Genomic DNA, 25,257 nt, shown 5'->3' with positions numbered 1-25,257 from the left:
ACATTAAAAGTAAATAGGCTAGAAAGCCAAAGCGCTAGATGAGTTTATCACTAGCGCTTTTTTGTATTCAGTGATTAAGCATGTTTCGTTAAATACTTAGCCAACTGTCCTTTCCAAGCTTCAGACAAAGTTGCTAGTTCAACCGCTTTAGCAATTATTGGTAAACCTTGTGCTACATCTTGGTTGTAATAAGCGTTAAACAAGCTTTGAACCGACACACTGTTTTGCGCTTTTTCAACAAGCTCTAATTGCTGGTCAGGCGCAATTGTGCCTGTTTGTAATACTCGAAAATAAATGCCAGTTTTGGCCGATTTGGTAAATAAACGCGGCATTTCGGCGTTATCAAATTTAAGCCCAAGTTTAAAACAAGGTACGCGCGGTTGACTGGCTTGCAATAAACAACTGCCTATTTTGAAAATATCACCAATTTGAATGCTGGCTTCGTCTAACTCTGCAAAGGTAAAGTTTTCGCCAAAACTACCAAAGTCTAATTCTAATAACCCGAGTTTGTCTTTCCAATACGCATAATGGGCAAAGCTATACGCATAGACAGCTTTGTCTAAGCCACCATGATTGCGTAAATCAGCTTGTTCGTCACCTTGAATATGATCTTCATAAACCTCAACCGCTTGATAAATCGGCTTTTTAAAAATGCCGGTTTCAATTTGCCGAGTGCCATAATTAATCAGCTGTTTTTTCGAAACATTAATAGAGAGAAGTTGCATGCAGTTGTCCAGTAAACAGAGATACATTTACTATATCAAAACAACTCAAATATGTTAGATAAAGGCTGGATATAATTTGAGATTTTTTAGCAAATTAAGCCTTAAACACCATGCTTAAGGCTTAACTGTAGATAAGATTTATATTTGAGGATCAAACGACTCATGTTGTGATTGGCGACTACGCGCCGCGTCTTGTTCTGCTTTAACCACATCATCGTCATCTATAGATAAATTAGGCAAAGCTTGATCACAGACATCACCCCCCATTTTTTTCACTTCACGGCAAAGTTCAGTCACTTTACTGTCCATAATATGTAAATGGTCGAGTATTTTACCAATATGGTTGGCAACTGGATCTGGGTTGTCGGCACTCACCGCATAAGCATCAAAACCATATTTTTCTGCAATGGCTTTGCGCTGCTCTGTTACCCCATCTTTTTCTGCAGGTTTAGCTTTGGCGGCCACCACTTTCCCCGGAATGCCAACCACAGTTGCGCCTTCAGCAACATCTTTTACGACAACAGAATTTGAGCCAATTTTGGCATTTTCACCGATATAAATTGGCCCTAGAACTTTTGCGCCAGCACCTACCACCACACCGTTACCAAGTGTTGGATGGCGTTTACCTTTGTTCCAACTTGTGCCACCTAAAGTTACACCATGGTACAAAGTAACATCGTCACCAATTTCAGCGGTCTCACCTATGACCACGCCCATACCATGGTCGATAAAAAAGCGGCGGCCAATTGTCGCTCCTGGGTGAATTTCAATACCAGTCAACCAACGCGCTAAATTTGAGACAAAACGCGCTAGCCATTTCCAGTTATTTTTATACAAAGGATGACTTAACCTATGCCACCAAATAGCTTGCATGCCTGGGTAATTGGTTAATACATCAATAAAATTGCGTGCAGCCGGATCGCGGTGAAATACCGAATCGATATCTTCTTTTAAACGCTCAAACATTTAATTAATCCTGTTATTTGGTCAACTTATCAATAGACGACAAAATACCGCGTAAAATATTTAACTCTTGCGTTTCAGGGCGAGCACGATTGAACAAACGACGAAGTTTTGCCATAACCTGCCCCGGATGATTTTTGACAATAAAATCAGTTTTCGACAAAGTGCCTTCTAAATGAGTATAGAAGCGTTCTAAATCTTCAACTAGTGGATAAGGCTCTACTTCCGATTTTATTTCCGTATTGGCTAGATGCGCCATGCGAATTTCATAACATAAAGTTTGTACCGCAGCGGCTAAATTCAGCGAGCTGTAATCAGGATTTGCCGGAATAACCGCGTGGAAATGCGCTTTTTGTAACTCATCATTACTTAAGCCATTATTTTCCCGGCCAAATATTAACGCAACTTCACCTGTTTGTGCTTCTTCGACTAACTTTAAACCTGAATCACGTGGGTCCATTACTGGCCAAGATAAGGTACGACTACGCGCACTGGTGGCAACCACTAACCGACAACCTTCAATAGCTTCGTCTAAGGTTTTTACAATTCGTGCATTGCCTAAAACATCTGTCGCACCTGCTGCAAGTGCGCTAGAGTGGCTGTCAGGTGCTTGTACTGGGTCAACTAACCACAACTTAGATAACCCCATAGTTTTCATCGCTCGTGCGGTTGAACCTATATTGCCTGTGTGCGAAGTATTAACCAAAATAATGCGGATGTTGTCTAACATGGTAAGCAGTCCCGTGAATAGCTATTAGCAAGGGCGCGTATTCTAACACACACATTGTTTTTGTTAAGTTTTGCGATACGTTTCGCTCTGTTATCTCACTCGCATTTTTACTAATGGCAGCTAAACTCTATATAAACCAACACAACTCAAAATTTCACACTAGCTTATGCGCATACAAAAGTTTGTATTTTTATTATTTATCGGCACACATTTCCAGCTCGCTGCACAAACTTTAGACGTTGCTATAGGCCACTCGAATCAAGGCTTTCAAGCTGTATTGCAACAATTTGCTCATCAAGAAAAAATCACGATAAATAGCCGTTTTGTTGATAATAGCGAGTTGAAAGTAGAGCTGCTATCAAGATCGAAAACCGGTAATCAGCCTGATGTTGTATTAGTACCGAACGACTTTATCGGTTTAGCAGACATTCAATATCAACAGATTCCAAGCGATTGGATAAACAGAAAAATTGCACCTAAATCGCTGGCTATGGGACAAATAGAAACAAAACAATTGGGGATCCCTATTGTTGCGGGCAACCACCTTCTGATGTACTACAACAAAAAATTGGTCAAGACTCCCTTATCTAGTTGGACTGATTTTATAGAAAGTAAAAACAATCATAACATTGGCTGGAGCTATTATGAGGGCTACTGGTTTGCACCATTTCTACATGCTTATGATGCGTTCCCGCTAAAAAATGGCCAAGTGATTTTTGACAGCGTTAGCTTAAAATCTGCGTTTCAGCATTACATGACGCTAAAAACTAAAAATGTGTTAGACACCAAATGCGGCTATACTTGCGCAAACAACAAATTTAAAGACGGTAAGTTAGATTACTTTATTTCTGGCTATTGGTCTTATCCTGAGTTACTCGAAACATTAGGCGATAATTTGGGAATAGCGCCTCTGCCCAAGCTAGATTATGCCCCCTTGTACTCATTTTATTCTGTGTATGTTATCGCCTTCCCGCAAAAAAGACACGATGCTAAGAAACAGAACTTATTGCAAAAGCTCAGTTTATTTTTGCAACAAGTCGACACCCAAAAACAACTATTACAACAATACCAATTGTTGCCCGTTCACGCTGGAGCATTGGTCGTTGATGGTGAACAATTAAACGAGAATCTATCCGTTGTCTATTCGGAACTTGCTCGCTCCAAACCATTGCCTACACATAAATATATGCCGGTTTTATGGGCTGTATTAGCTAAAGGGTTTAATAGATATGCCTCTGGTATTTACGACATAGACCAAAGTATTGAATATATGCGTCATATTACAGAGCGCTCTTTGCAAAGAGGCGATGCAAATGAGTAAAAATGCCACCACAACCTCGTTTCGCGATACCATATATAAATATATAGCTATTTTTATTAGTTTACCGATTATTATTGTTGGTGGTTTTTTATCTATCTATTTTTACCTACAAGAACAAGAAAAAATCCAACAACACTTGTACTGGCAAACCAGCTCGATTGCCTCTTCAGTTATCAATCAAATTAACTACGCACAATTTCAATCTTACGCATTAAGCAGGAATAAGTTTTTAGCGGAAACACCAATAAATATTCTGTTTTCTGAATACGCAATTAAAGCACTGCAAGATTTTGTCGAAAATAATCAGTATGTGCAAAGTGCTTTTATTATGGATGATTCAGGCTTTGTTATTGAGGGTTACCCGTCTGTAACTTTAAAGGTTCAATCGCCCGATTTAACTGACCTAACATTGAGTTTATTCACCCAACATAAGTTTGACGATAAACAAATATACAACCTAACTAACGACATCAGCCCAGTGATGGCGATGCCTAATCAACAAAATAGTTTTGTCGCATTCGTTTTTCCGCTGATTCTCGAGCAAACATCCTTAGTAGAACCGACCCGCACCACTGGCGTGTTGTACGTTGTATTAGATTTAGCCAATTTATTAGCGCAAGAATTTGCTGCAGAGTCTGATGATCAGTCAGTAGAATTTATCAGCCATCAACAAGTGTTATATAGCAGTAGCGACTCTCACTTTCAGTCAATAGAAAGCAAACAAATAAACCTTCCGTATTATATTGAGTCACTAGAAGGTTCAAGTCCATTAAGTATTAAACTTACCTACAACAAAACGCAAAAAATGCGTCCTTTTTACAATGCATTGCTGTTTAGCTTAGTGCTATTTTCAATTTGTTTATTAGTACTATTAATTTTGCTTAGAAACCTGACTACTCGGCTGATGCAACCAGTCAAACAACTTGAGCAAATTAGTCACAAATTTGCCAATGGACAATATAAAAACACCCAGCATACCAGCCAGTACCAGGAAATTAATCAAGTGATGCAGTCGTTAGACAGTATGGCGACAAAAATCGACCAACAAATAACTGGCTTAGAACAAGCAAAAGCACGTGCCGAACATTCTGAAAAACTTAAATCAGAATTCCTCGCCAATATGAGCCATGAAATTCGTACCCCTATGAATGGGGTGTTAGGCATGTTAGAACTGGTGCGCCACCATCCACTCAATAAAGAGCAATTAAGCTGGTTAGATAAAGCGAGCATATCTGCACAAAGTTTGTTGGTGATCATTAATGATATTCTAGACATCTCAAAAATTGAGGCGGGCAAACTCGAAATTGAAATGGTGCCATTTAATTTAGCCGATACCATTGAAAGTGCATTAAATGGCTTGCAGTACCAAGCTGAACAGAAAGAGATAAAACTAGAGTTAGAAATTCAAGCAGAAGCCAATGGTTATTGGCAGCAAGATCCTACGCGTATATCCCAAATATTAATTAACTTAGTTTCCAACGCGATAAAATTTACCAAACATGGTGGTGTAAAGCTGAAAGTAAACTTGCTAACTGAAGTCGCGCAAGATTATTTAGTATTTGCCATTACCGACACGGGAATTGGCATGAGTGAAGAGCAGCTAAAAAATGTCTTTGAAAAGTTTAAACAAGCTGATGCCAGCACTACGCGAAAATTTGGTGGTACAGGTTTAGGTTTAGCTATTTGTAAAAATTTAACCGAATTAATGGGTGGACAAATTTGGGCAGACAGCAAAGAAAACATCGGCAGTACATTTTATGTAAAATTGCCAACCAGCGCCTGTGACGATAAGACAGTGGAATATGCTCAACAAGACATTCCAGCGCCCGACTTACAAAATTGCCGGATCGTGGTTGCCGAAGACAACATGATCAATCAAGAGATTATGCAGTTTTTACTGTTGGAGACCCGTGCAGAAGTGATTTTAGTCGAAGATGGTGAACAAGCGATTGAACATGCAATTAAACAGCCAACCAACATAGTCTTAATGGATGTGCAAATGCCAGTAATGGACGGCTTAACCGCAACAAAAAAATTGCGCGAGCAAGGATTTAGCCAACCCATAGTCATGCAAACGGCAAATGTAATGCAGGAAGACATCAAAACATATTTAGCCGCTGGTGCTAACGCGCACGTTGGGAAACCTATTGATAAAAACCAACTGTATAGAGCGCTAACAAACTTTTGCAAACCAATAGAATAAGTTAAGGGTTAAGGGTTTAGCCTTAAGCCGTCGTTATTACCTAACTAGGCTGACTTCGAGAACATTTTCTATTTTACGTTTTTTACCACTCCAAATATATTTGTAGTGGCCACCTTGCACTGGGATAGTAACTGCTTTAGGTTTAAATGCGGCGACACATTCGCCGCCTTGGTCACGAACACTTTTGTACAATAAACCATTACTGCCAAGGCCACGCATTTCCTTAGCAAACTGTTGAGGTGCTGCATAATCTTCGGTATAAAGATCAGCAAATTCATCTCCACGTATATCATGAAGTTCAAGTGCGACTTTATTAATGTAACAGCGCATTGTTAATTCAGTATCTGGCTCATTGGTCGCCGATAAGAATTTTTCTCTATGATAAATAGTTTCAGCAAAAGCCGTATCGAGGTCTTTCGCGCCGTAATAAACCCCATACTCGGTTCCGTCGGTAAAACGAGTTGGCGTAGCAATGTGGGTAAACGCCGCCATAACAGGTGTTGAACCGGGGCCGGAAATTCTTTCGTCGGTTGGCACAAGCGCCAAATTACCCACTTCTTCACGCAACCTGTCATTAGTAAGAGATTCAATTGCAAAAACTAGTTCAAGCTCGTCAGGCGATGCCACATGCTCAAATAAATCAATTGGCGGGAAGTGGCTAGGCACTAATTTGTGTAATTTTTCCCAGTCAGGTAATAAAGTATTAACCTCGTTGTGCATCAAGGTATCTCCGCATATCACTCAAATGGATCATGCTACCCTTAAGCATAAAGGCTAAAGCAGATTCGTTATTAAAGGCTTTATTCGGTTTTTGCGGCCATGCATCTGCTTGTTCGCGGGTCGGAAATAAAATCCCCAATGCTTTGTATATCCCCATTACATAGGATATGCGCTCTAACGTATCAAGAGATAAACTCGAAACTTTACCTTTTTTCCAGTTGTAGAAAGTTGATTCGGGCGGCTTACCAAGCAAGACAATCTGGTCTTTGGTTTTAACATGCCAAGCTGTCATTATGTTAAAAAACACTGAAAGGGCAACTTGAGCAGTTTTTTCAGGGTTTTGTGACAATATGGTTTGCTCTAAGGCTGACATAATCAAATCCTCCACCTGTGTATTAACTATAAATATACTCCACAGGTGTAGCATTATCAATTTTTACTTTAAATATTTAGCGTCAACTCTAGATAACAAAAAACGGTTAACATAATCCAAGGCAATCAAGTGTTTGTATAGCCGCACAATGGGAACCACGAGCGCAATTTATCTGAGCGAAAAATTGTTATGTTGGCACTGCCTGCTGCTAAATTCTACCCCTTCCACACCTTAAGCATAATGCCCTCGTCAAAATTATAGTGAATCAATATCTTCAACAACACCTTCGACTACCTCAAAAGCACCAGATTTAGCCAATTGCTGCGCTCTAACAAAAAAGCGATAATCATTAAATATTAACAGGGTATTAAACAATGCTACGCCTGCTAAAATTATAATTATAAGTGGTGGTTTAGATTGAAATTTATATTTCAATCTAAAAGCAGCGACCGCTATTGCACTAAGCAAAATTAAAAATCCGATAATTAAGTCTTCAGATGGGCTGTAGAATGAAGCTGTAACGTCGTACAAGATGTCTCCTACATTCCACATATCAACACACATAAAGAATTACCCTATCAACTTTAGCGTAAGCGCATTTCGACTAATGCTTCACCTACCACCTCTATTTTCTCAACCCAAACTGCGCCGTTAAACCCTTGGGGTATATATTCAAGCTCGTCTACTTGGTAAAAACCATGTACACGCCCATCACGCATAGGTCCCATTAATACAACTTGGGTATTCGCTTTGCCCATTCGTTGTAAAAATCTATTTGGCCAGCCCCATAACATATCCGCTTTGTCAGCTGGCGCGTATACGTACGTATTGTGACAAACATCTGGTATAACACCCGACTAACCCCATTTCATATATGCTTTAAAACAGGCTTTTGCAGTTGTTTTGTCTCCGCCCTTTGCATTTGCAACCAAGTATTTTAATCGTTCAACCGTTTTGCGATTACCATAAACTAGCAATTTAGTGCGGGCTAATAATTGATGTTGTTGTAAATACTCGACTAGTTCGTCTGCCGCTTTCACACGGCCATCTTTAAAATTGATCAAAAATTGCGTGTCTGGAAAAGATTGCAAAACTTCAGCTAACGATAAAATTAAACCAATCCCCTTACCTCGAAACGGATAGGTTTGACCATTATCCGCAGTGTAACCATAACCAACATCAAAGGTTTTAATCTGTGCCAAGGTAAAATCTTCAGTTGCACCTTTAGCATTGGTTCTACAATCAAAAGTATTATCATGGAAAACAATTAACTGATTGTCTGCGGTTTTACGAATATCGATTTCTACAACATCAGCGCCTAATTCTAGCGCTTTACTGATAGAAGCTTGAGTATTTTCCAAATAGTTATGCGTAGGCGAATAGATACGTGTTGCGGTACAATCGAATTTACCAACATCGGTTCTATCATAGGTTTGATAAACCCCACGATGCGAAATAATAGTGAAATTGCCGTCCGATTTATCCGCTAACCAACTCGCGTTAATTCAATACAAATAACCACCCGCAGCAGTAACACTTGCCAGCAACAAATATAAAAATCGTCTAAACATAGTTAGTTTCCCTCTACTCGACACTAAAATTAACCTTATCACTCGCGCCCGACTGCGCCAAAGCCACCAAGTTATACTGCCCTGCTTTTTGCAAAATCAGTTTATCATCCTTGACTGGTTGGCCATTTAAAAACCAAAAAACAACTTGGTTTGGCTCATTGGTGACTAGTTCTAGCTGAATGGTATCGGTTGAATTGCGGCGGATAAAACGACTTTCATCTTGAACTGAGGTTATCAATAACTCGCTGTTGCTCGCCATTAAATTGTCACAATGTTCAGACAATTTTGGCAATAAATTGGCGCGGCGCCATTGTGTTGGCAGCCAAATATCGAGTGATTTTGGAAAGACAGCTTGCGAGACCTTTTTGGCCTGCGTTGTTGCACAACTAGCATAAGCTCGTTGCCCGTTTGGTTCTATCCAATAATCTATATTAAGTTGTTCGTTAAAATCAGCGGTATGATGATTCATACTTGGTGGCGCTTGTAAGTTATATAACCAGCTTGGCTGCTGCACTAAACAATTGTGCGCCTCTGTTGTTTGCAAAGTTTTGCCGGATGGCCAACAAGTAAGCGCTTGACTAACGGATGTTGGTTTATTCGGTTTAAAGTCTGATTCTAGCTGTTTAGCAATTTGCATAAATAGTGGTAAGGCGTTTTGTGCCCCTGAGTTATCGAAAACAGGTTGAGCATCCGCTCGACCGACCCAAACACCAATGATATATTTACCACTAAAACCTATCACCCAAGCGTCACGGTAGTCATAGCTTGTACCTGTTTTCCAGCCAATTGCTGACGTGGCGATTTGTTGCTGTTCAAACTGCCAGTCGGTTTGCTGCTGGCGCAATATATTTTGCATTATCCAAGCAACACCAGCTTGCATGGCAAATCTAGTTTCTAGTGGCTGATTTTGGTTAAATCTAGGCGTTACCGCCATGCCTTGATTTAATAAGCTTGAATAAACTTGTACCAAACTTTCTAATCGTGTGCCGACACCACCCAACACCAAAGCTTGATTAGCTTCGGCGTACTCTGGCCAATTAAGTGTTAGCCCAGCATTTTCAAGTTTGGCCGTTAACGATTTAATTGAGCCATGATTAATCACTTGCAACACTGGAATATTTAAACTTTTCAGTAAAGCTTGTTTAGCACTAACAGCGCCAGCATAACCGCCAGAAAAATTTTGTGGACTATAATCACCACTGACAACAGGAATATCCAACAACAAGCTATTTTCGTGAATCAGCCCAGCTTCGATAGCATCGGCATAAACAAAAGGTTTAAGGGTAGAGCCAGGCGAGCGAATGGCCGTTATCATATCCACCTGCCCTTTGCGTGGTTTGCTATAAAAATCGGCCGAGCCAATATAACTAAGCACTTCGCCATTTAAGCCATCCATCACCATAACGGCTGCAGATATTTCGTCACCCAACTGTGTAGCATGTTGTTTAGTTAAAAAGGCTAATCTTTGTTGTAATGATTTATCGATAAAGGTTTCAATTTGGCTTTGCTGCGGCTGACGCAAACGCCGACTTAACAAAGGGGCTATTTGTGGTTGGGTAAAGTAATCGGCATAAACAGGCAGTTGTTTCAATTCTTCAACTTGTTGCTGTGACCAAACTGAATATTCAGCCATTCTATCTAATAATTTATTGCGCGCCTTTTTTGCGTTATCTGGATATCTGTCTGGTCGATAACGCGAAGGCGCTTGGGGCAATACAGCTAATAAAGCAGCTTCAGCTTGAGTTAGGTGACGAGATTGTTTGTCAAAATAGGTTAGGCTTGCCGCTTCAACCCCTTCAATCACACCACCAAAAGGCGCTAGGTTTAGATACATATCTAAAATTTGTGATTTATCAAAGTGCCATTCAAGCTGCAACGCACGCAACATTTGCTGGCTTTTGCCAACTAAACTTTTGTCATGCGGATGAAGCAAACGTGCAAGCTGCATGGTTAAAGTTGAACCACCAGAGACGATTTTGCCGGAAGTTATGCCTTGCCAAAACGCTCGTAGCAATGCCAAAGGGTTAATTCCAGGATGATAATAAAAGTATCTATCTTCGTAGGTGAGTAGCGCATCAATATAGTGGCGGCTAACGGATGTTTGTTCCACCTGAAAGCGCCAAATATAATCTTGATTGCTAAAAGCGCGCAGCAGCTCACCGTTTCTGTCTGTCACTACGGTCGCGCTATCGGTTAACTTAGTTAAATTTAGCGGAAAAACTAAATCTAAAACCTTAAGCGCAACCAGCAACAATACAATTGCAATAACAAAAGGTTTGTTAATGTAGCGCTGGATTATAACTTTCAATGCTCACGCGCCCACTTTGTTCTGTTACCGCTCTTAAATCAGCTTGATACATAGATTCAACCAAGGCTGGTGGATGAATAAATTCACCGGGCGTGACCGCTTGTACAACATAAAACACATCAGTTGGTGAATAATTTGAGCTATTAATTGCGGCGATAAATCTATCGTCCCGACCTGCTTGGTAATCAACTGAGCTGCGCTTAATAAGTTGCGCCACACTTTGCTCAGCAAATTTCACATTATGAATATCTAAGTACTGTGTTATGTCACCACGTTCAATTTCAAAACCAGCAGGCAATAAATCCACCAAAATCAAATCGCGATAACTCTGGGTGCTGCTTATTTGTAATCTAACCAAAAATCTTTGGCCGGATTGAATCATTACTTGGTCAACCTCTACCGGGTTGCCAAATAAATCATAATAACTGCGCTCTACCTTTAGCTCAGGGCTGCTGTTGCTTGGTTTTTTGTTTGGATAACCTTGGCTGATCACACTCACAAATAAGTCTTGCTCTGAAGTATTTTTAATACTGGTTTGTTGGATATTTAAACCATCAACTCGATAGAAGGCAGATTGTTGATCTGGCCCTTGATATTCAGCCCCTGCAACATTAAGTTGATAGTTAAACGGCTGCGAAAATTGCTCAGCCAAAGCTAAATCAGCTAATACCAGTGCCATGCGTTGCTGCGTATTAAACCAAGTTTGTTGTTTTACTTGCAGCCACAACTCAAAACTTAATTCTTGCGCCCATTTAATCGCGACTTTTTGTTGCAGTAAGGTGTGTATAGTCAAAGCTAAATCGCGTATTTCGCTGTTATAGTCAGCCGAATATTGCGCTTCAAACTTAGTGTTTCGAGCGAGTTTAATCAGTTTTCTTCGTGGTTTGGGCATACCTTGCAAATCAAACGCTGCAGCCAGTTGTACCAAAGGCAAGGGCGATTTTGCATACTCAGCTTGCTCAGCTAACTTTTGCATATGGGTAATGTTTACTTGGCCTTGTTTAGCCAATACATAAGCTGCGTAACTGCGCGTAGCAAATTGGTAATGCAACAAGTCACCATAGCCGTCGTTAATACTGCTGGCACGTAAAAAATAAGCCAAACGTTTTAATAATAAATCGACTTTTTCTTGTGGCACTGCATAACCTGCTTTTTGCGCAGTTAATAAAACATCTGTCGCATATACAGTTAACCACGAATGTTCTACCCCGCGGTTTGACCATAAACTCAAACCACCACTCGGTGTTTGTTTACTTAAAATGCCATCAATACCTTGCTGCACGGTTTGGCTTAACGTTTTGTCAGCCAAAACATCTATATATTGCTCGCGCATATTTGGCGGTAAGACTATCCAAGGTAACATTCGGCTGGCCGTTTGTTCTAAACAGCCTAGCGGAAAGGCAAACAACTGGCCTATTTGTTCTGCTAATGCAAAATCAGGGCGATTGCTCATTTGAATGCTGGATTGAACTTGTGGATGCCAATTGGCTAAATCCAATTGTAAATCTTGTTTATCACCTGAGCTGAGTTGAAATTGTTGATACTGACGCTCAGCTGGGTATGGATGGCGCACTGCAAGTTGCCAGTTGCGCGTTTGAGTCGATTGGTTAGTTTGTTGAATGCTTAATTTCAATTCAGCCAGTTGTTGAATCGCATCTCTTGCATCTAAGTTAAATTTAACTTTAATGCGCTGACCTGCTTCAACCTTAACCTGCGAGCTGGCCAATTCAGCTTTAATACCTGTGGTTTGCAATGCCAAAGTTAACTCCATAGCTGACTGACTGGTGTTGGCTAAATCAATAACGCCTGTTGCTGTGTCACCCACGGCAATAAATCTTGGTAAATTAATTTGGCTAACCAAGTTATCAGCCACTTTAGTTTCAGCTGAATTTGCACCAAATTTATTCGCATCAAACGCAACTGCAACCAATTTTAATTTGCCATTAAAGTAAGGAATGGGCACAGTAATATTGGCAGTGCCACTAGCATCAACTTGGGAAGGTTCAGATAAAAAAGAAACGATTTGCACTTGCGCTGCTGCTTGTTGACCGCCGTGCGACAATGCCGCACCACCGCCCCATAATATATTGGCTGCGTTTAAATTATTCGGCGCAATAATTTGGTTAAAGTTATCGCGCAATACGACTGGATATGCGCGCCGCGCAAAAAAAGTAGTCAAATGGCGATGGCATTTTATAGTCGTATAAATTTAGTACACCAACATCAACCGCAGCCAATACAACTTTAGTGTTTGCACTACTCCCCTCAACCTTAACTGCAACATCCAGCGTTTGTGCTGGTTTGGTTATTTCGGGAGTATCGATAGCAACGCTTAGTTGGCGATCATCTCGCGCTAAAGGTAAATGAGCTAAACCAAGTGCTCTTTGCAATTGGGTATTTTTTGTTGCTGGAGCAACAACCACAGCGGATAGATAAATATTATGTTGCTGCCAATCACCCACTGGCAACTCAACTAAGTTTTCGCCTTTTTTAACCGAAATAGCTTGTTGATATAACAAGTCTTCCGCTTCAATTCGTAACCATCCATGACCTTGATAGGGCGAATGCAATTTAACTTTAGCGATATCTTTATGTTGATAACCAGCTTGGTCAAACGCGAGTTTAATTTGGTCTGGTTTAACTTGGTTACCGTGGTCTTGCGCCCAATACGAATACCAATCAAGCCCTGCGTTAAAAAAGAGTTTACTAGTTCTACCGTCTTTTTTAGATTTAACGATCAGCTGGTATTTTCCCCATTTAACTGGCAACGCTAGTTTTAATACCTCTGAAATTTTTTGTGATTTTTGCCAAACCGGAATGGTTTCAACTTGCTCGATACGTTGCCAACCTCCACGCTCATTGTGCTGCCACAAATAGCTGGTTTTGTGCCAAACCAAACTAACTAGTACATCGTCAGTCACTAGCTCGCCGGATTGTTTCGTACGAATTAAACTAAATTCAGCTTGGGCATTTTGTTCACTCGTGAGCTTGTCAAAACTTGGTTTAATGCCAATCAAACTTTGGTGAGGCCACCAATATTTAGTGAATTTTTTAGTAACTTTTCGACCGCCCGATTCATATAAATTGGCATAACCATTAATCTCAAGGGCTGCGTCAATTTGACTCCACTTATCTGATATAGCGAGTTGAGCTAAGCCTGCACCATCGGTTTTAACCGTATTAATTGCATAATACTCAAGCTGACCCAAGTTGGTATTGTCACCAAAATAATACCCTGGATGATCCGCAAGAGCGTTTTCTGTGGTGCTAATTGCCACATTGCCATCCATGCGGCTGTCGCTTGCTGGCGCACCATATAAATAAATTGCTTTAACTGCCTGTTGAGTATCACCGGCGTTTTCTAACAAAGCTTTGTCTTGAGTGATCTCAATTGCCATACGTTCGGGCATAAAATCTTCAACTGTGAATTTATGCCGATAAATTTTGTCATTTAGTTTAAATAACAGTTGGTATTGGCCAGTCGCAACTTCATCAGCCAATTGATAATGATACGAATATAATCCCAATCCATCTGCATCAGGCTGTAATGTGGTTTGATTTAAACTTTTACCATCAGCCGAAATAAGCTCTGCTTTAAGTGGAAAATCAGCAATGCGCTGGCCATCTTGATCACGCAACAAGGCATAATATTCGAGCTTTTCGCCGCGGCGATATAAATCACGCGCACCCCAACTGAATATTTCAACCGGCAAATTTGCTCTGCCAGTTGTTACAAAATCGGTTAAATTAAGTTTTTGATAACTGCTTAAATCAATCAAATTAAAATCATTTTTATCGCTCGCAGTTGCAACCACTGCGGATAATGATTTGTCGATAAAAACTTGCCCTTGCGCATTGGTTGATTCATTCCAGTCTATCGGCCGACCTTTCCTATCAAACAAAGCAATTTTTACATTCGCAACAGGTTGTGCTGATTGTTGCTGATACAGGGTTAATAAATACCTTTCTTTGTACTCTCTAACTTCAAGTGCTAATTGGCTGACATTAAACAAGGCTGTTTGCGCTTTGCCATATTCGCCATGCCCGCGCATAACCGCCATGTAAACACCTGGCTCTTTTAAGGGTTTTATATCTTGCGTTGCTAACACCAATTGCTGTTTTTGATTTTTATCCGCTTTGGTCTGATATTTTCGTGAGTAAACAAGTTCGGCTTGTTCTATCGTCTTTGTCAGCCGATAGGCGTATTGCTCTGAAGTCGATTTTTGCGTCAAAAAGCTGCGGTATTGCTCTTCAGATAAACGATAAAATTCAACATCAACATAATTTAGGTTGACTACAACAATAGGCAAACCTTCAGAAAAATTAGGATTTAAAATAGAGCCTGAATGTAAAAAACTTGCACTTGGTTGTATTTTTGGCGTGGTAAAGCTGCTTTCAAAAGTCTCAGATAGTTTTTCATCAGCAAAGCTGGTTAAGTTTTTGCGCACTTTAATTTGATAAGTTTGCTCCGGCATTAAACCGGGAAAATAAAGATTTGTTTTAGCCTCGTCTAATTTCCAACCACCGTCGACAAGTTGGTCGTTACTGGTTAAGTCTATATTCAGATTTAACGACTGACTCTGTTTAATCGGTTTAGATAAACCAATCCAAGCCGCGGGTTTACCTTGGTATTCACGAAAACCAGCACCAACCACAAAAAAGTCTTCTATTTGGTTATAGTCAGTTTCCACTTGTTTAGTTTGATTTGCAGCAAGGTTAAAAGAGCTAAAACCTGCAATTAAGCTGCATGACAACAAACATGCATTTATTATTTTTTTCATTTATTTTCCCTAATGTCGCATGCATTGTGATGCTGTAAATATATAAATTTTTCGGCTTTGTTCAGCGTTGGACTGCAAAAATGGCGAATGTTTCCTGAACCGGAACAAAAAATCCAAGCTTCACCAGTCACCACAAGGTTGTCACTTGACACCTTTAGATTCATTCCATACACTTTGCTTAAAAAGGGATTTTAACCATATGCAACGTAAAAAACATGCTAAAAAGGAAATTGAAGGCGCCTTGTTATATGCAGAACAAAATGGCTGGAAGGTTGAAGTGGGTGGAAGTCATGCATGGGGCAAAATCTATTGCCCATTCAATGACAAAGATTGTCGATGCGGTGAGTTTTGTATTGCTAGTGTTTGGAGCACACCTAAAAATTCAACCAACCATGCGAAACAAATTAGGCGCGTAGTGGATAATTGTAAGATCCTTGCAAAATCACGCGGGAGTCAAAAATGAAAGAGTTTGAATTTACTTTAAAATTTGCCTTGGCGAATCCGTTAGCAAATCCAAGTGAGTATGTCGAAAATTTGGGTGCAGCTGGTTGTGACGACGCAATTATTGGTTTAGGTCAAAAAGGGCGTATTGCGCTGCAATTTAATAGAGAAGCTGACAATGCTTACAAAGCAGTTACCTCGGCTATTGACGATGTAAAAAAAGCTATCCCTGACGCAACATTAATTGAATCAACACCGGATTTAGTCGGATTAAGCGACATAGCTGATTTAATGGGATTTTCTCGACAATATATTCGAAAATTAATGACGCAAAATGCGAATTTCCCTATTCCTGTACACGCAGGCAACACAGCTATTTGGCACTTGAGCAACTTCTTTAATTGGTATGAATCAGCTCAAAATAAAACGATAGAATTAGCGATGAAAGAAGTTGCTGCTGCAAATATGCAGATAAACTTAGCTAAAGAGTTTTCACGTTTAGACACGCATACCAAAAGCCAAATAGCTAGTTTATCAATGGATAACTAAACAAAAACAAGTGGGTGAAATTAACCGCTGTGTGCAGCATTATCGGCCAAATTATTTGCCCACTTTTATAATAGACGTAACCATAACCTAAGCTGGCGATACTGGCACAAATGGCGAAACCAGCAGAAAATGGCAGATGCGCTAAACCAAATAACACGGCAACAACCACGACAGACCAAACACCTAATTTCGCAGATAAGGTTCGCTGTAACACACCGCGAAATAAACATTCTTCCGCTGTCACTGTGATAAACAGCATGCTAAACATAAATAATAAAATATTGTCAGGTAACTTAAAGTCCCAATCAATCACGCCTAGTAGCAAGGCCGTAGCAAAGGTGATTCCTGTGGTAGCAGCCGAAACCGTTAGTAAATGGCGAGTCATTTGACTGGCTTTTTCATGCAGTCCCTGTTGCCTAAACAAATAAAACAGCAAAGCGACCGCGACTAAAGCCTTATCGAAGTTGAGATAAAAAGTGTGCGGTACACTGTTGTCGCTAAAAAGCCTATCTTGCCAAATTAAAATATTATTAAAACCCGGCACTAAATGCAGAATCAATCCAATAGAAGCAACTACAAGTAAAACCACATGGCTGATTCTCTGCCAAGTTTTATTAGGTTTCCAACCAGCAAAAGCAATAAAAGCGACTGCAAATATTGCGGCTTTCGCTTGGATAAAGTTGGCCAATACGACCAGTAAAACCACTAAAATGAGAGAAGCAAAAGCTGCATGTGTTTTATATTTTGAGAAGATCATTTCCATAGAATTTTTATCCGATTAAACCATTAACCAACCCACTGTGATACTGCATACATTTGCGCTTTGATTTAAGTAAGCTGGTATCTAAAATTCTGAATACTCAACAAGCTTTCTGCTGGATAAAATCCAGTAATGCATTTAGCTGTTTTTTGTTATTTGCGCGTAACGCTGGCGAGCGTGTTAGGCTGGCATAACCTAACATTAACGACAACATATTGCGGGCAAACATTTCAGCTTGGGAGGCGTCAGCCAAACAAGCGGCTAAATTTGCCGTTAATCCCTTTTCTAAACCAAGAAAACTTTGATTAACCATGTCTAACGCTTGTTCAGGAATACAACTCGCTTCGTTAATACAGAGAGTTAATAAACAACCAGTTTCATTAAACTCAGTGAGGATATGCTGAAAAAACGCACGCACATTAGTTAAACCAAGTGGCTGATGACTAAAAATAGGTGTTACATAATTACGTTCTTTTTCAATAAAAGCTGCCAAAATAACGATAAACATGGCTTCTTTGTTGCCAAACTCGTTGTACAAACTTTTTTTGTTTAAGCCAGTGCTTTCCATTAAATCAGCCATAGAAGTAGACTCATACCCCTTAGCTAAAAACACTTGGGTAACTTGCTCTATCACTGCTTGTCTTTCGTAATTTTTGTTTCTTGCCATCTTGAATAATTTACCTGAACTTCATACCAGTTATATTCAAAGCATGGAGGTAATTATTTTCGCAAAAACGCAGGCAACAACCTGAACTGTGAATAACAACTTGCTTTCTAGGGGCTATTATTCTTTGTAGCTACGTTGAATTCACTAGTAATAGCCTGTTATTACGTACGCAAATTCGCCTGGCTCTAAAAAAATAATATCGCCCTAGAAGTAACGCAAATAAATTATATTTTGAATCACAACGTATTAGCTAATTTGTTGTCCAAAGTTCAGGTTAATACCTCCATGTACGCTTCGCTTTTTCATCCATGAAAAAGAAATTTTGCTCTAAACAATTACCACCATACTTCAACACAAACTTATTTTACACCATTCGGTAAAAAATACCTTGCATAAATAGATTAACTCCACTAAATTATTTTACACCAATCGGTAACTTATTATTTTTTAGAAAGGATACCTCAATGAAGCTTTACCATATATTTGCATACGACCGCTCACTAAAAGTTCGCTGGTTAGCTAACGAAATTAATCTCGCGCTACAAATTATCAAATTAGATATTGCAGAGCGTCAGCACAAAACCGAGCCGTTCAAAAGCATAAATCCACACGGTTTAATTCCAACGGTAGAAAAAGAAAACGGCGAAGTGTTATTTGAAGCTGGCGCTATTTGTTTAGACATTTGCCGTGAGCATGCTCCTCATCTGATCAACGAACAAGATAGCCAGTTTATGCAATGGCTATTCTACTTCGCGAGCTCACTTGATACCCTGAGTGGCGGGATTATTGGTTTACACGTATTCGGCGAAAAAGAGCAAATTCGTCAAGCATTAGAAAGACGCATTCCGCACCAGTTAGACGCCATGGCACAACACCTCAACAACAGTGAATATTGGTACAACAATGAATTTAGTTTGCTGGATATTTTTGCGTGGCAAAACTTAGCTTATCTATACGTTGATGGGCAACTAAATCAACATCCAAGTTTAGCGGCGTATGTAGAAAAAGTGGCCAAAAGGCCTGCACTTGCCAGTTTAAAACCTGAAGGATTGCTGTATAGTTCAAGCAACTAGACAGTTGAAAATCCGTTATATTTCTAGGAACTGGATAATGAAATATTTGTTTGCAGCCTTAGTATTGAGTAGTTTTACAAGTGGAGTTTATTCTGCTGAGCAGTGTAAAGCGGCAAGAATAGATTTTATTCAGTACACATTTTTCAATGGTACACAAACCTCAGTCGAAGAAATTAACATAGTAGCAACTGAAGAAGGTCTTTTATTGTTGCCGGACGACTTAGTTTTTATTTGCAGCTACAAATCAGCTGAAATCGCTACAAATCAAGATAGCTACTCTTTATATACAAATAACAAGAGTGAATTTTTTCTGCATTATAAAATGGGTTTAACAGGCATGACTAAGCTACTTAAACGCAAGTAGCTTAGTCATTAATTCCTTGCATTTACCAATTCATAATTGGTTGTAATTGTTTGATGTAGTCAACCGCCATGCTAGCGTGTTGAGCTTTAGTTGGATGCGCATCGCCGTCACCACCTGGATAATGGCTCGACAACATATAATGTAATTTACTATCGTTTAGCTCTGTTATCGTTGTGTTCAGATACTGAGTTAACGCATCTTTTTGTGCCCAAGATAAGATTGAGCCTTCGGTTAAGACTATTTGTGCATTAGCATGGTCTTGGCGTACGCGTTTGATAAGCTTTTTATAGGCATCCACATATTCGCGCTCTGGCACTATGCCTTTACTAAAATCATTGGTGCCAATTGCGCTAATAATCAAGTCTGGTTGATATTGATTTTGCTGCCACACAAACTCTTTACTTGCGTCTGAAATAGCCAACTGATAAAAATCAATTAAGTTGTTGTCATCAGTATTACCGTTCCAAGATCGCACTAAACCTCGGCCGCCATAACAAACCAAATGCACCTGCGCATTAAAGGCTTTAGCCACTAAAAAGCCGTAACTTTCTAATGGGTTAGTCCAGCTATTGCTGCGCTGAGCATTAGCTTTTCTGTCAATTGCTTCTGCACAAGTTACCGAGTCGCCAAGTACCATTATTTTGCGTTTCGGCAATTGTGGTGGTGCTAAAAACTTACCATTTTCAACCGTCACAGTATGCACTTGGTTTACACCATGCCAAGTTTCTGAGCGGTTAACTATGCTGACTTTGTGTTGCTGAGCTTTGTCGCCTTTAAACACCTCTATCGTTTGCATATTAGGTGTTAACTTTACAGTTTTAATCAGTTTGTCATCCAGCAACACATCTAAATAACTATCACCCCAAGCGTGCGATGCTGTAAAAGAAAAAGCTTGTGCTTCAACCTGATAATTTAAACTCACACCCGGATAACCAAATCGAACAGATTTAGTATCTGTAGTCACAAAACGCCCCATTATGTTTACCGGCGAATCCGCCACTGCGAGCGTTTGTTTTGGTGTATTACCGGCTAATAAACTTTTGATATCCGGCAGCATAACATCCGCCCAAGCAAGATAACCTTGGCGGGTTGGGTGTAAAAAGTCGCCCATTATCTCTTTGCTAATTTTGCCGTCAGCTTGTAAAAACGCATCACCATAATCGCGAAAATAAACATTGTCTAACTTGTTGAGCGATTTAATATAGTGGTTAAGTTGTTTAACTTGCCCACGCGACCAATCTTGTGGATTTTCGCCATAAGGTAACACTGCATTGAGCAATATTTTCGCTTGTGGAAAATTCACTTTTAACTGGGCAACAATAGAAATCACCCCAGCAAATATTTGCTCTGGTGTTTCTTGTAAATGACCAAAGTTATTCACCCCTGCCAAAAGCACAACCACTTTGGGTGATAATTTATTGTCTGCCGGTAATTGCTGTAATCGCCATAAAATATTGGCTGTATGGTCACCGCCAATACCAAAATTTGCTGCATTTAATTGGGCAATTTGTTCTTGCCATACGCCATGCCACATCCAGCCTTCAGTTATCGAGTCACCAACAAATAACACATCTACATCTTGGGTTTTGGCAACTTGTTGGTCTTCTTCAAACAATTCATACCAACGTTTAATCGACATCCACTCAAATTCTTTATCACGCGGTGCTGGGATCGAACCTTGGGTTTTGCCAATCAGGCCGTTTAAATCTAACGAAGTATTCTTTTCCTCTGTGACATTTTTTTGCGTTTGGCCGCAGCCTGTTATCAACATAGTTAAGGTTAGCGCTGTTAATGCTAAATATTTCATTTTTTACCTACTATTTTTATTCAGTAAACTTGGGTAATTCATCTAGGGTGATGACTAATTCGTGGTTATACACATACTTTTTATGCGCATTGGAGGAATGGTATTCTCCGGTCCAAAAATTGCCTTTGTCGGTTACACCTGCCGCTGTGTCGATATCATTCCAAGTTACGAAATAGCCCCACATGGCTTGTTCATTGGCCATTTTATTCGGATCTGGCAATACGCCATTTTCCGTTAAAGCCACAGGTTTGGGTTTAGCGCTGAACGATTTAACCAATTGGAATCGCTCTACTTGCGAGCCGTAATCGTGAGGCGTTGCGTAAATATCATCACCAATCACATCAACGTATTCATCACCTGGATACCAACTGCCTTGTAAGCCATTCCACACCCAAATAAGGTTATTTAAGCCGTGATCTTCGGTTAAATAATGGAACATAAACTGCCATAATTTGATAAAAGCCACATTCGGTTGTTCACCGTCGGTGCGGTTAGCGCCCCACCAAAACCAGCCGCCCCATTGATTATCCGCTGCTTCATGCATAGGTCGCCACAATACAGGGACACCAGCTTGTTGGAGTTTTTTCAGCTCAGCGGCGATAATATCGATATCTCTAACTATTGCTTTAAAATCGTCAGATTGAGTATCGAGCTGCTGCTCTTTCATTGGGATCACAAAGTCACTTTTTTCCGTATAAAATTCCTGAGTTTTTAAACTAGGATCACGCCAATGCCAAGCAAATGTCACTAAGCCGCCGCGTTGCCAATGGGCGATTGCTTCTTCTGTTTGCTGTAAACCAGAGCCGTATTGATAACGGTCGTAGTTCATAAAATCATAACCCATTATCGCTGGCGCTTTACCCGTGTCAGCAAGCACGCGAGCATACATATCTATGTTGTCTTGCCAGGTTAAATCTTGCTGTCCAGCCAATACTTTGCTGCCAAAATTATCGAGTAAATATTGGTAAACTTTATGAGTGATTGCATTAGCATCTTTGTTGATTAGAAGTTGATTAGCGCCCACTACATTTTTTGCATATTTGTATTGGTTATTATCGTTCGATTGTTCAGAAGTGTTGCCAGCAGCGGTCGTTTTATCGACTTTGGTGCTTTCGACCGTATTAGTCGATGAGCTGCAACCATATGTCCCTATTGCGACAGATAAGCACAATAAAACACCAGTAGTGAGTGAAGTATTTTTTGTCATAACTTGAAGTTCTTGTAATAAAAGAATAAGCAGGGCCAATGCCCTGCTTTACTGCATGATAAATCCAAATTTATGGTGCAAAGCCTGCTGAAACTGCTGTGGCTTTTATGCCATTTTCAGAATCAACAATTTCTGTTCCACGTTCGTTTAAATCGTATGCATCTTCAGTATTCGACATATCTAGCGCTTTGGTTTCTTCGCCATTGCCATACCAAGACCAAGCTAACCAACCAAAAGGCACTACACCAAAACCATAGTTTTTCGCAGTATCCAATACGGTTTGGTTAAAGCCACCATCGGCATAATCAAACACCCAAGCATCCGCATCCGCCGCTTGATCAAAGTTCATTTCGAAAATAGTTTCTAATTCGCCACTACCTTCCCCTTCAATCAATAACTGGCCGATTTCAATTGCACCATTAATTTCAGCTGGTTTGCCATTTGGCGTGAATTCAACACCAATTCGGTTGATTTGAGTTGGATCGAATCCAGCATCACCCCAGCCATAATTATAGTCGTCGGTAATCGCATAACTAATATGAGTGAAATCGCCTCGGGTAAAGGCCCAAACACCTTCCCAGTTAATATAAGCAGGTACACCATTTACGTCACGCAGGTAGATTTGAATCCCCATGTTGCCATTGTCGATATAGTCATCAGGCATTTTAAAACTAGCTTTAACTGTTTTACCAACTGCATTAACGACACCTTCAGCAACAGGTGAAATGTATGTTGCCTTTTCCGCCGTATCCGGCCAGTTGATTGTTAAAGCTAAAGTTTCGTTGGCAACGCTTGCAGTAACATCACTGATACCATATTCAGTGCCCCAACCGTCATTACCAGCGGAGAAATCTGAGCCAACCAAGGCAACCATAGCTGCTGAGCCACCACCGTCAGCGCCAGTCACGACAACTTCATCAACTAATAAAGGATCTGTGTGGGCAGACGTCGCGCCATAAAATTGCACACCAAATCGCTGAAGTACGTCAACAGCAGATAAATCTACGTTGGCAAAGGTAATCTCATTCCAATCACCAAAGGTTAAATTATCAAAGCTAGTGCCACCTGTATCTGTCCAGCCACCCCATGAATCACCATACTGTAAGAAAAACTTAAGACCAAAGCCTGTTTCAGTTTCGTATGATTGAGGAATAAACACTTTTGCAGTTAAAGTTAACGGCTGACTAACATCTAAGTTGACGTTACCGCCACCAATAGCGATAGCAAAATCACCGTTATTTAACCAGTCGTGATCTAGATTTAACGCACCTGACGCTTGTGTGGTATTAGTATTACCCCAAGAGGTCGCCCAGCCATTTGCATCTGAATTGAAATCAGCCAAATACATAGGTGGTGTCGCGCCGCCAGTTTCTATCATGACGTTATCAAGTTTAATCTGAGCGTTAATGCTGGCAGGTTTGCCGTTAGCAAAAAACTCAATGCCTAAACTTGCTACATTATCCAATTCAAAACCATCGGTTACAAAACCTTCCATATCCGATGCAGAATCAATGCGATAATTTAAGCGTGTCCACGCATTTGCCCGTAAGTCTTTATCATTTGCTAATTCAGTACCAAATGAAGCAAAACGACCACCCGCATCTTTTAGGTACAATTGCGCGGTTAATTTACCATCGTTAATGTACTTTTCAGGGATGTATACATTGGCGGTTACGCTTGAACCAGTTAAGTTAAGTGGCTCAGCAAATGTGTGCTGATAAGCAACTTTGTCGGTATCACCTGTCCATGGGAAATCAAACACTAAAGCATTATCACCCACAGATTTTGTCATTACGTCCATGTGGTCAATCGATGCATCACCAAAGGCAAATGAGCCACCAAATTCACCAATAATAAAGGGCACACCGGTTTTAGCTAAACCATCTGCGGCGGTAATAATTTTGCTTGAACTATTCCAGCTCGAGCCATATGCATGCACGGATAAAACAAGGTTCGACTCAACGTCTGCCACTAATAATTCTTGGCCGCGACCACCCAAAAATGCATTGAAGTCTTGGCCACAATGCGGCGCATCAATCACTAGTGGTACTTTAAAGCCAACTTCACGAAATTCGCGAATTATGCTCTTATAAGTGTCGATATAACCAGAATAACCATAACTAGCCGCATTCCAAACATTCATCGGCCCCCATTCGTTAGCGATATTGATCATTAAATGTGGTTGGTATTTAGCATCTACCAATACTTCTAACCACTCACCTAACCACAATTCATCTAGATATTGCATTAAATAAGTATCGGTTTCGGTACAGGTAATTTTACCTTCTTCTTCCCACAACATAGGCATAGCAATTAAGCCAGCATCAACAATTTTGTCTAACGCTGCGCGTAGCTCTGCTGCTGTGGTATTTTCACGCAACTGTAAACGCACTACGTTCGAGCCGGTTTGTGCTAAAGGCTCAATACTGTTGATGCGGGTTGATGGTGAATCACCATATTGTAAATTAATACCACGCAATAGAATGGCTTTGCCTGATGCATCAAATATTTCAGTTGCATTGGTTTTAATCACATAAGCGTCACTTGGTGGGCTTGGGCGATCAACTTCTGGCTCAGATTGCTCCGGAATTAAAGTATCTGTATCGGCATTTTCATCTAACAAGTCACCGCAGCCTTGAAGACCTAAACCAGCTGCCACAACTAAAGCTAAATAGTGAGTACGTAATTTCATAT

22 protein-coding genes are annotated in these 25,257 nt (G+C 40.3%); 6 read left to right on the top strand and 16 right to left on the bottom strand.

From position 1 onward, the window contains the following. Positions 1-74: 74 nt before the first annotated feature. From WSC_RS0100405 to trmJ, 3 genes are all read right to left on the bottom strand, one after another. A complete protein-coding gene (locus WSC_RS0100405; RefSeq protein ID WP_016953932.1) occupies positions 75-725 on the bottom strand; it encodes an MOSC domain-containing protein in 651 nt (216 codons plus the stop codon). Between the two features lie 138 nt (positions 726-863). Continuing rightward, positions 864-1,691 (bottom strand): serine O-acetyltransferase, encoded by an 828-nt coding sequence (cysE, locus tag WSC_RS0100400; protein WP_016953931.1) that lies wholly within the window; start codon positions 1,689-1,691, stop codon positions 864-866. 13 nt (positions 1,692-1,704) lie between these two features. Next, positions 1,705-2,418 (bottom strand): tRNA (cytosine(32)/uridine(32)-2'-O)-methyltransferase TrmJ, encoded by a 714-nt coding sequence (gene trmJ, locus WSC_RS0100395; protein ID WP_016953930.1) that lies wholly within the window; start codon positions 2,416-2,418, stop codon positions 1,705-1,707. Positions 2,419-2,584: 166 nt separating this feature from the next. On the opposite strand from trmJ, the gene WSC_RS0100390 reads away from it, so the two are divergent. Both WSC_RS0100390 and WSC_RS23765 read left to right on the top strand, forming a co-directional pair. Then, positions 2,585-3,739, top strand: coding sequence for a sugar ABC transporter substrate-binding protein (locus tag WSC_RS0100390; RefSeq protein ID WP_016953929.1), 1,155 nt, complete (start codon positions 2,585-2,587; stop codon positions 3,737-3,739). Further along, on the top strand, positions 3,732-5,942 hold the full coding sequence (locus WSC_RS23765) for an ATP-binding protein (RefSeq protein WP_016953928.1): 2,211 nt from the start codon (positions 3,732-3,734) through the stop codon (positions 5,940-5,942). Before WSC_RS0100390 ends, WSC_RS23765 begins: the two co-directional genes overlap by 8 nt. 36 nt (positions 5,943-5,978) lie before the next feature. Here WSC_RS23765 and WSC_RS0100380 read toward each other — a convergent pair whose 3' ends face one another. The 8 genes from WSC_RS0100380 to WSC_RS0100350 form a co-directional block, all read right to left on the bottom strand. Continuing rightward, complete coding sequence (locus WSC_RS0100380; RefSeq protein WP_016953927.1) at positions 5,979-6,662, bottom strand: RES family NAD+ phosphorylase; 684 nt, start codon at positions 6,660-6,662, stop codon at positions 5,979-5,981. After that, positions 6,646-7,035 (bottom strand): MbcA/ParS/Xre antitoxin family protein, encoded by a 390-nt coding sequence (locus WSC_RS0100375; RefSeq protein ID WP_016953926.1) that lies wholly within the window; start codon positions 7,033-7,035, stop codon positions 6,646-6,648. The genes WSC_RS0100380 and WSC_RS0100375 overlap by 17 nt, the downstream gene beginning before the upstream one ends. 255 nt (positions 7,036-7,290) lie before the next feature. Next, positions 7,291-7,599: a hypothetical protein gene (locus WSC_RS0100370; RefSeq protein WP_016953925.1), complete on the bottom strand. Its 309-nt coding sequence runs from the start codon at positions 7,597-7,599 to the stop codon at positions 7,291-7,293. A gap of 20 nt (positions 7,600-7,619) precedes the next feature. After that, the gene (locus WSC_RS23760; RefSeq protein ID WP_016953924.1) at positions 7,620-7,829 is read right to left on the bottom strand and encodes a hypothetical protein; all 210 of its coding nucleotides are present in this window, start codon (positions 7,827-7,829) and stop codon (positions 7,620-7,622) included. 63 nt (positions 7,830-7,892) lie between these two features. Further along, positions 7,893-8,396 (bottom strand): glycerophosphodiester phosphodiesterase family protein, encoded by a 504-nt coding sequence (locus WSC_RS23755; protein WP_016953923.1) that lies wholly within the window; start codon positions 8,394-8,396, stop codon positions 7,893-7,895. Between the two features lie 223 nt (positions 8,397-8,619). Next, positions 8,620-10,914 carry a penicillin-binding protein 1C gene (gene pbpC / locus WSC_RS0100360; protein WP_016953922.1) on the bottom strand — a complete coding sequence of 765 codons (2,295 nt, stop codon included), beginning with the start codon at positions 10,912-10,914 and terminating at the stop codon, positions 8,620-8,622. Then, positions 10,886-13,093: an alpha-2-macroglobulin family protein gene (locus WSC_RS0100355; protein WP_157447137.1), complete on the bottom strand. Its 2,208-nt coding sequence runs from the start codon at positions 13,091-13,093 to the stop codon at positions 10,886-10,888. Before WSC_RS0100355 ends, pbpC begins: the two co-directional genes overlap by 29 nt. Then, complete coding sequence (locus WSC_RS0100350; protein ID WP_016953920.1) at positions 13,044-15,695, bottom strand: alpha-2-macroglobulin family protein; 2,652 nt, start codon at positions 15,693-15,695, stop codon at positions 13,044-13,046. Before WSC_RS0100350 ends, WSC_RS0100355 begins: the two co-directional genes overlap by 50 nt. 199 nt (positions 15,696-15,894) lie before the next feature. Between WSC_RS0100350 and WSC_RS0100345 the strand changes: the two genes are divergently transcribed. Together WSC_RS0100345 and WSC_RS0100340 are read left to right on the top strand one after the other, a co-directional pair. Further along, a complete protein-coding gene (locus WSC_RS0100345; RefSeq protein ID WP_016953919.1) occupies positions 15,895-16,158 on the top strand; it encodes a hypothetical protein in 264 nt (87 codons plus the stop codon). After that, on the top strand, positions 16,155-16,685 hold the full coding sequence (locus WSC_RS0100340) for a hypothetical protein (protein WP_016953918.1): 531 nt from the start codon (positions 16,155-16,157) through the stop codon (positions 16,683-16,685). Before WSC_RS0100345 ends, WSC_RS0100340 begins: the two co-directional genes overlap by 4 nt. Here the strand turns inward: WSC_RS0100340 and WSC_RS21445 are convergent. Beyond that, on the bottom strand, positions 16,663-17,448 hold the full coding sequence (locus WSC_RS21445; RefSeq protein WP_016953917.1) for a CPBP family intramembrane glutamic endopeptidase: 786 nt from the start codon (positions 17,446-17,448) through the stop codon (positions 16,663-16,665). The two genes, WSC_RS0100340 and WSC_RS21445, sit on opposite strands and share 23 nt — an antisense overlap. Positions 17,449-17,545: 97 nt before the next feature. Then, complete coding sequence (locus WSC_RS23750; RefSeq protein WP_016953916.1) at positions 17,546-18,112, bottom strand: TetR/AcrR family transcriptional regulator; 567 nt, start codon at positions 18,110-18,112, stop codon at positions 17,546-17,548. A gap of 464 nt (positions 18,113-18,576) precedes the next feature. Between WSC_RS23750 and WSC_RS0100325 the strand changes: the two genes are divergently transcribed. Next, a complete protein-coding gene (locus WSC_RS0100325; RefSeq protein ID WP_016953915.1) occupies positions 18,577-19,185 on the top strand; it encodes a glutathione S-transferase family protein in 609 nt (202 codons plus the stop codon). A gap of 37 nt (positions 19,186-19,222) precedes the next feature. After that, positions 19,223-19,549: a hypothetical protein gene (locus tag WSC_RS0100320; RefSeq protein WP_016953914.1), complete on the top strand. Its 327-nt coding sequence runs from the start codon at positions 19,223-19,225 to the stop codon at positions 19,547-19,549. Between the two features lie 22 nt (positions 19,550-19,571). Here the strand turns inward: WSC_RS0100320 and WSC_RS24785 are convergent, their stop codons facing one another. The 3 genes from WSC_RS24785 to WSC_RS0100300 all read right to left on the bottom strand — a co-directional run bounded on the left by WSC_RS24785 (position 19,572) and on the right by WSC_RS0100300 (position 25,255). Further along, positions 19,572-21,356 carry a GDSL-type esterase/lipase family protein gene (locus WSC_RS24785; protein ID WP_016953913.1) on the bottom strand — a complete coding sequence of 595 codons (1,785 nt, stop codon included), beginning with the start codon at positions 21,354-21,356 and terminating at the stop codon, positions 19,572-19,574. 16 nt (positions 21,357-21,372) lie between these two features. After that, on the bottom strand, positions 21,373-22,563 hold the full coding sequence (locus tag WSC_RS21430; RefSeq protein ID WP_157447136.1) for a glycosyl hydrolase: 1,191 nt from the start codon (positions 22,561-22,563) through the stop codon (positions 21,373-21,375). A 70-nt stretch (positions 22,564-22,633) separates the two neighbouring features. After that, on the bottom strand, positions 22,634-25,255 hold the full coding sequence (locus WSC_RS0100300) for a cellulase family glycosylhydrolase (RefSeq protein WP_016953911.1): 2,622 nt from the start codon (positions 25,253-25,255) through the stop codon (positions 22,634-22,636). Positions 25,256-25,257: the final 2 nt, after the last annotated feature.

This window comes from Catenovulum agarivorans YM01 (genome assembly GCF_000281085.1).
In the GTDB taxonomy this organism is placed as follows: domain Bacteria; phylum Pseudomonadota; class Gammaproteobacteria; order Enterobacterales; family Alteromonadaceae; genus Catenovulum; species Catenovulum agarivorans.
This window is presented reverse-complemented; position numbering and strand designations above follow the sequence as displayed.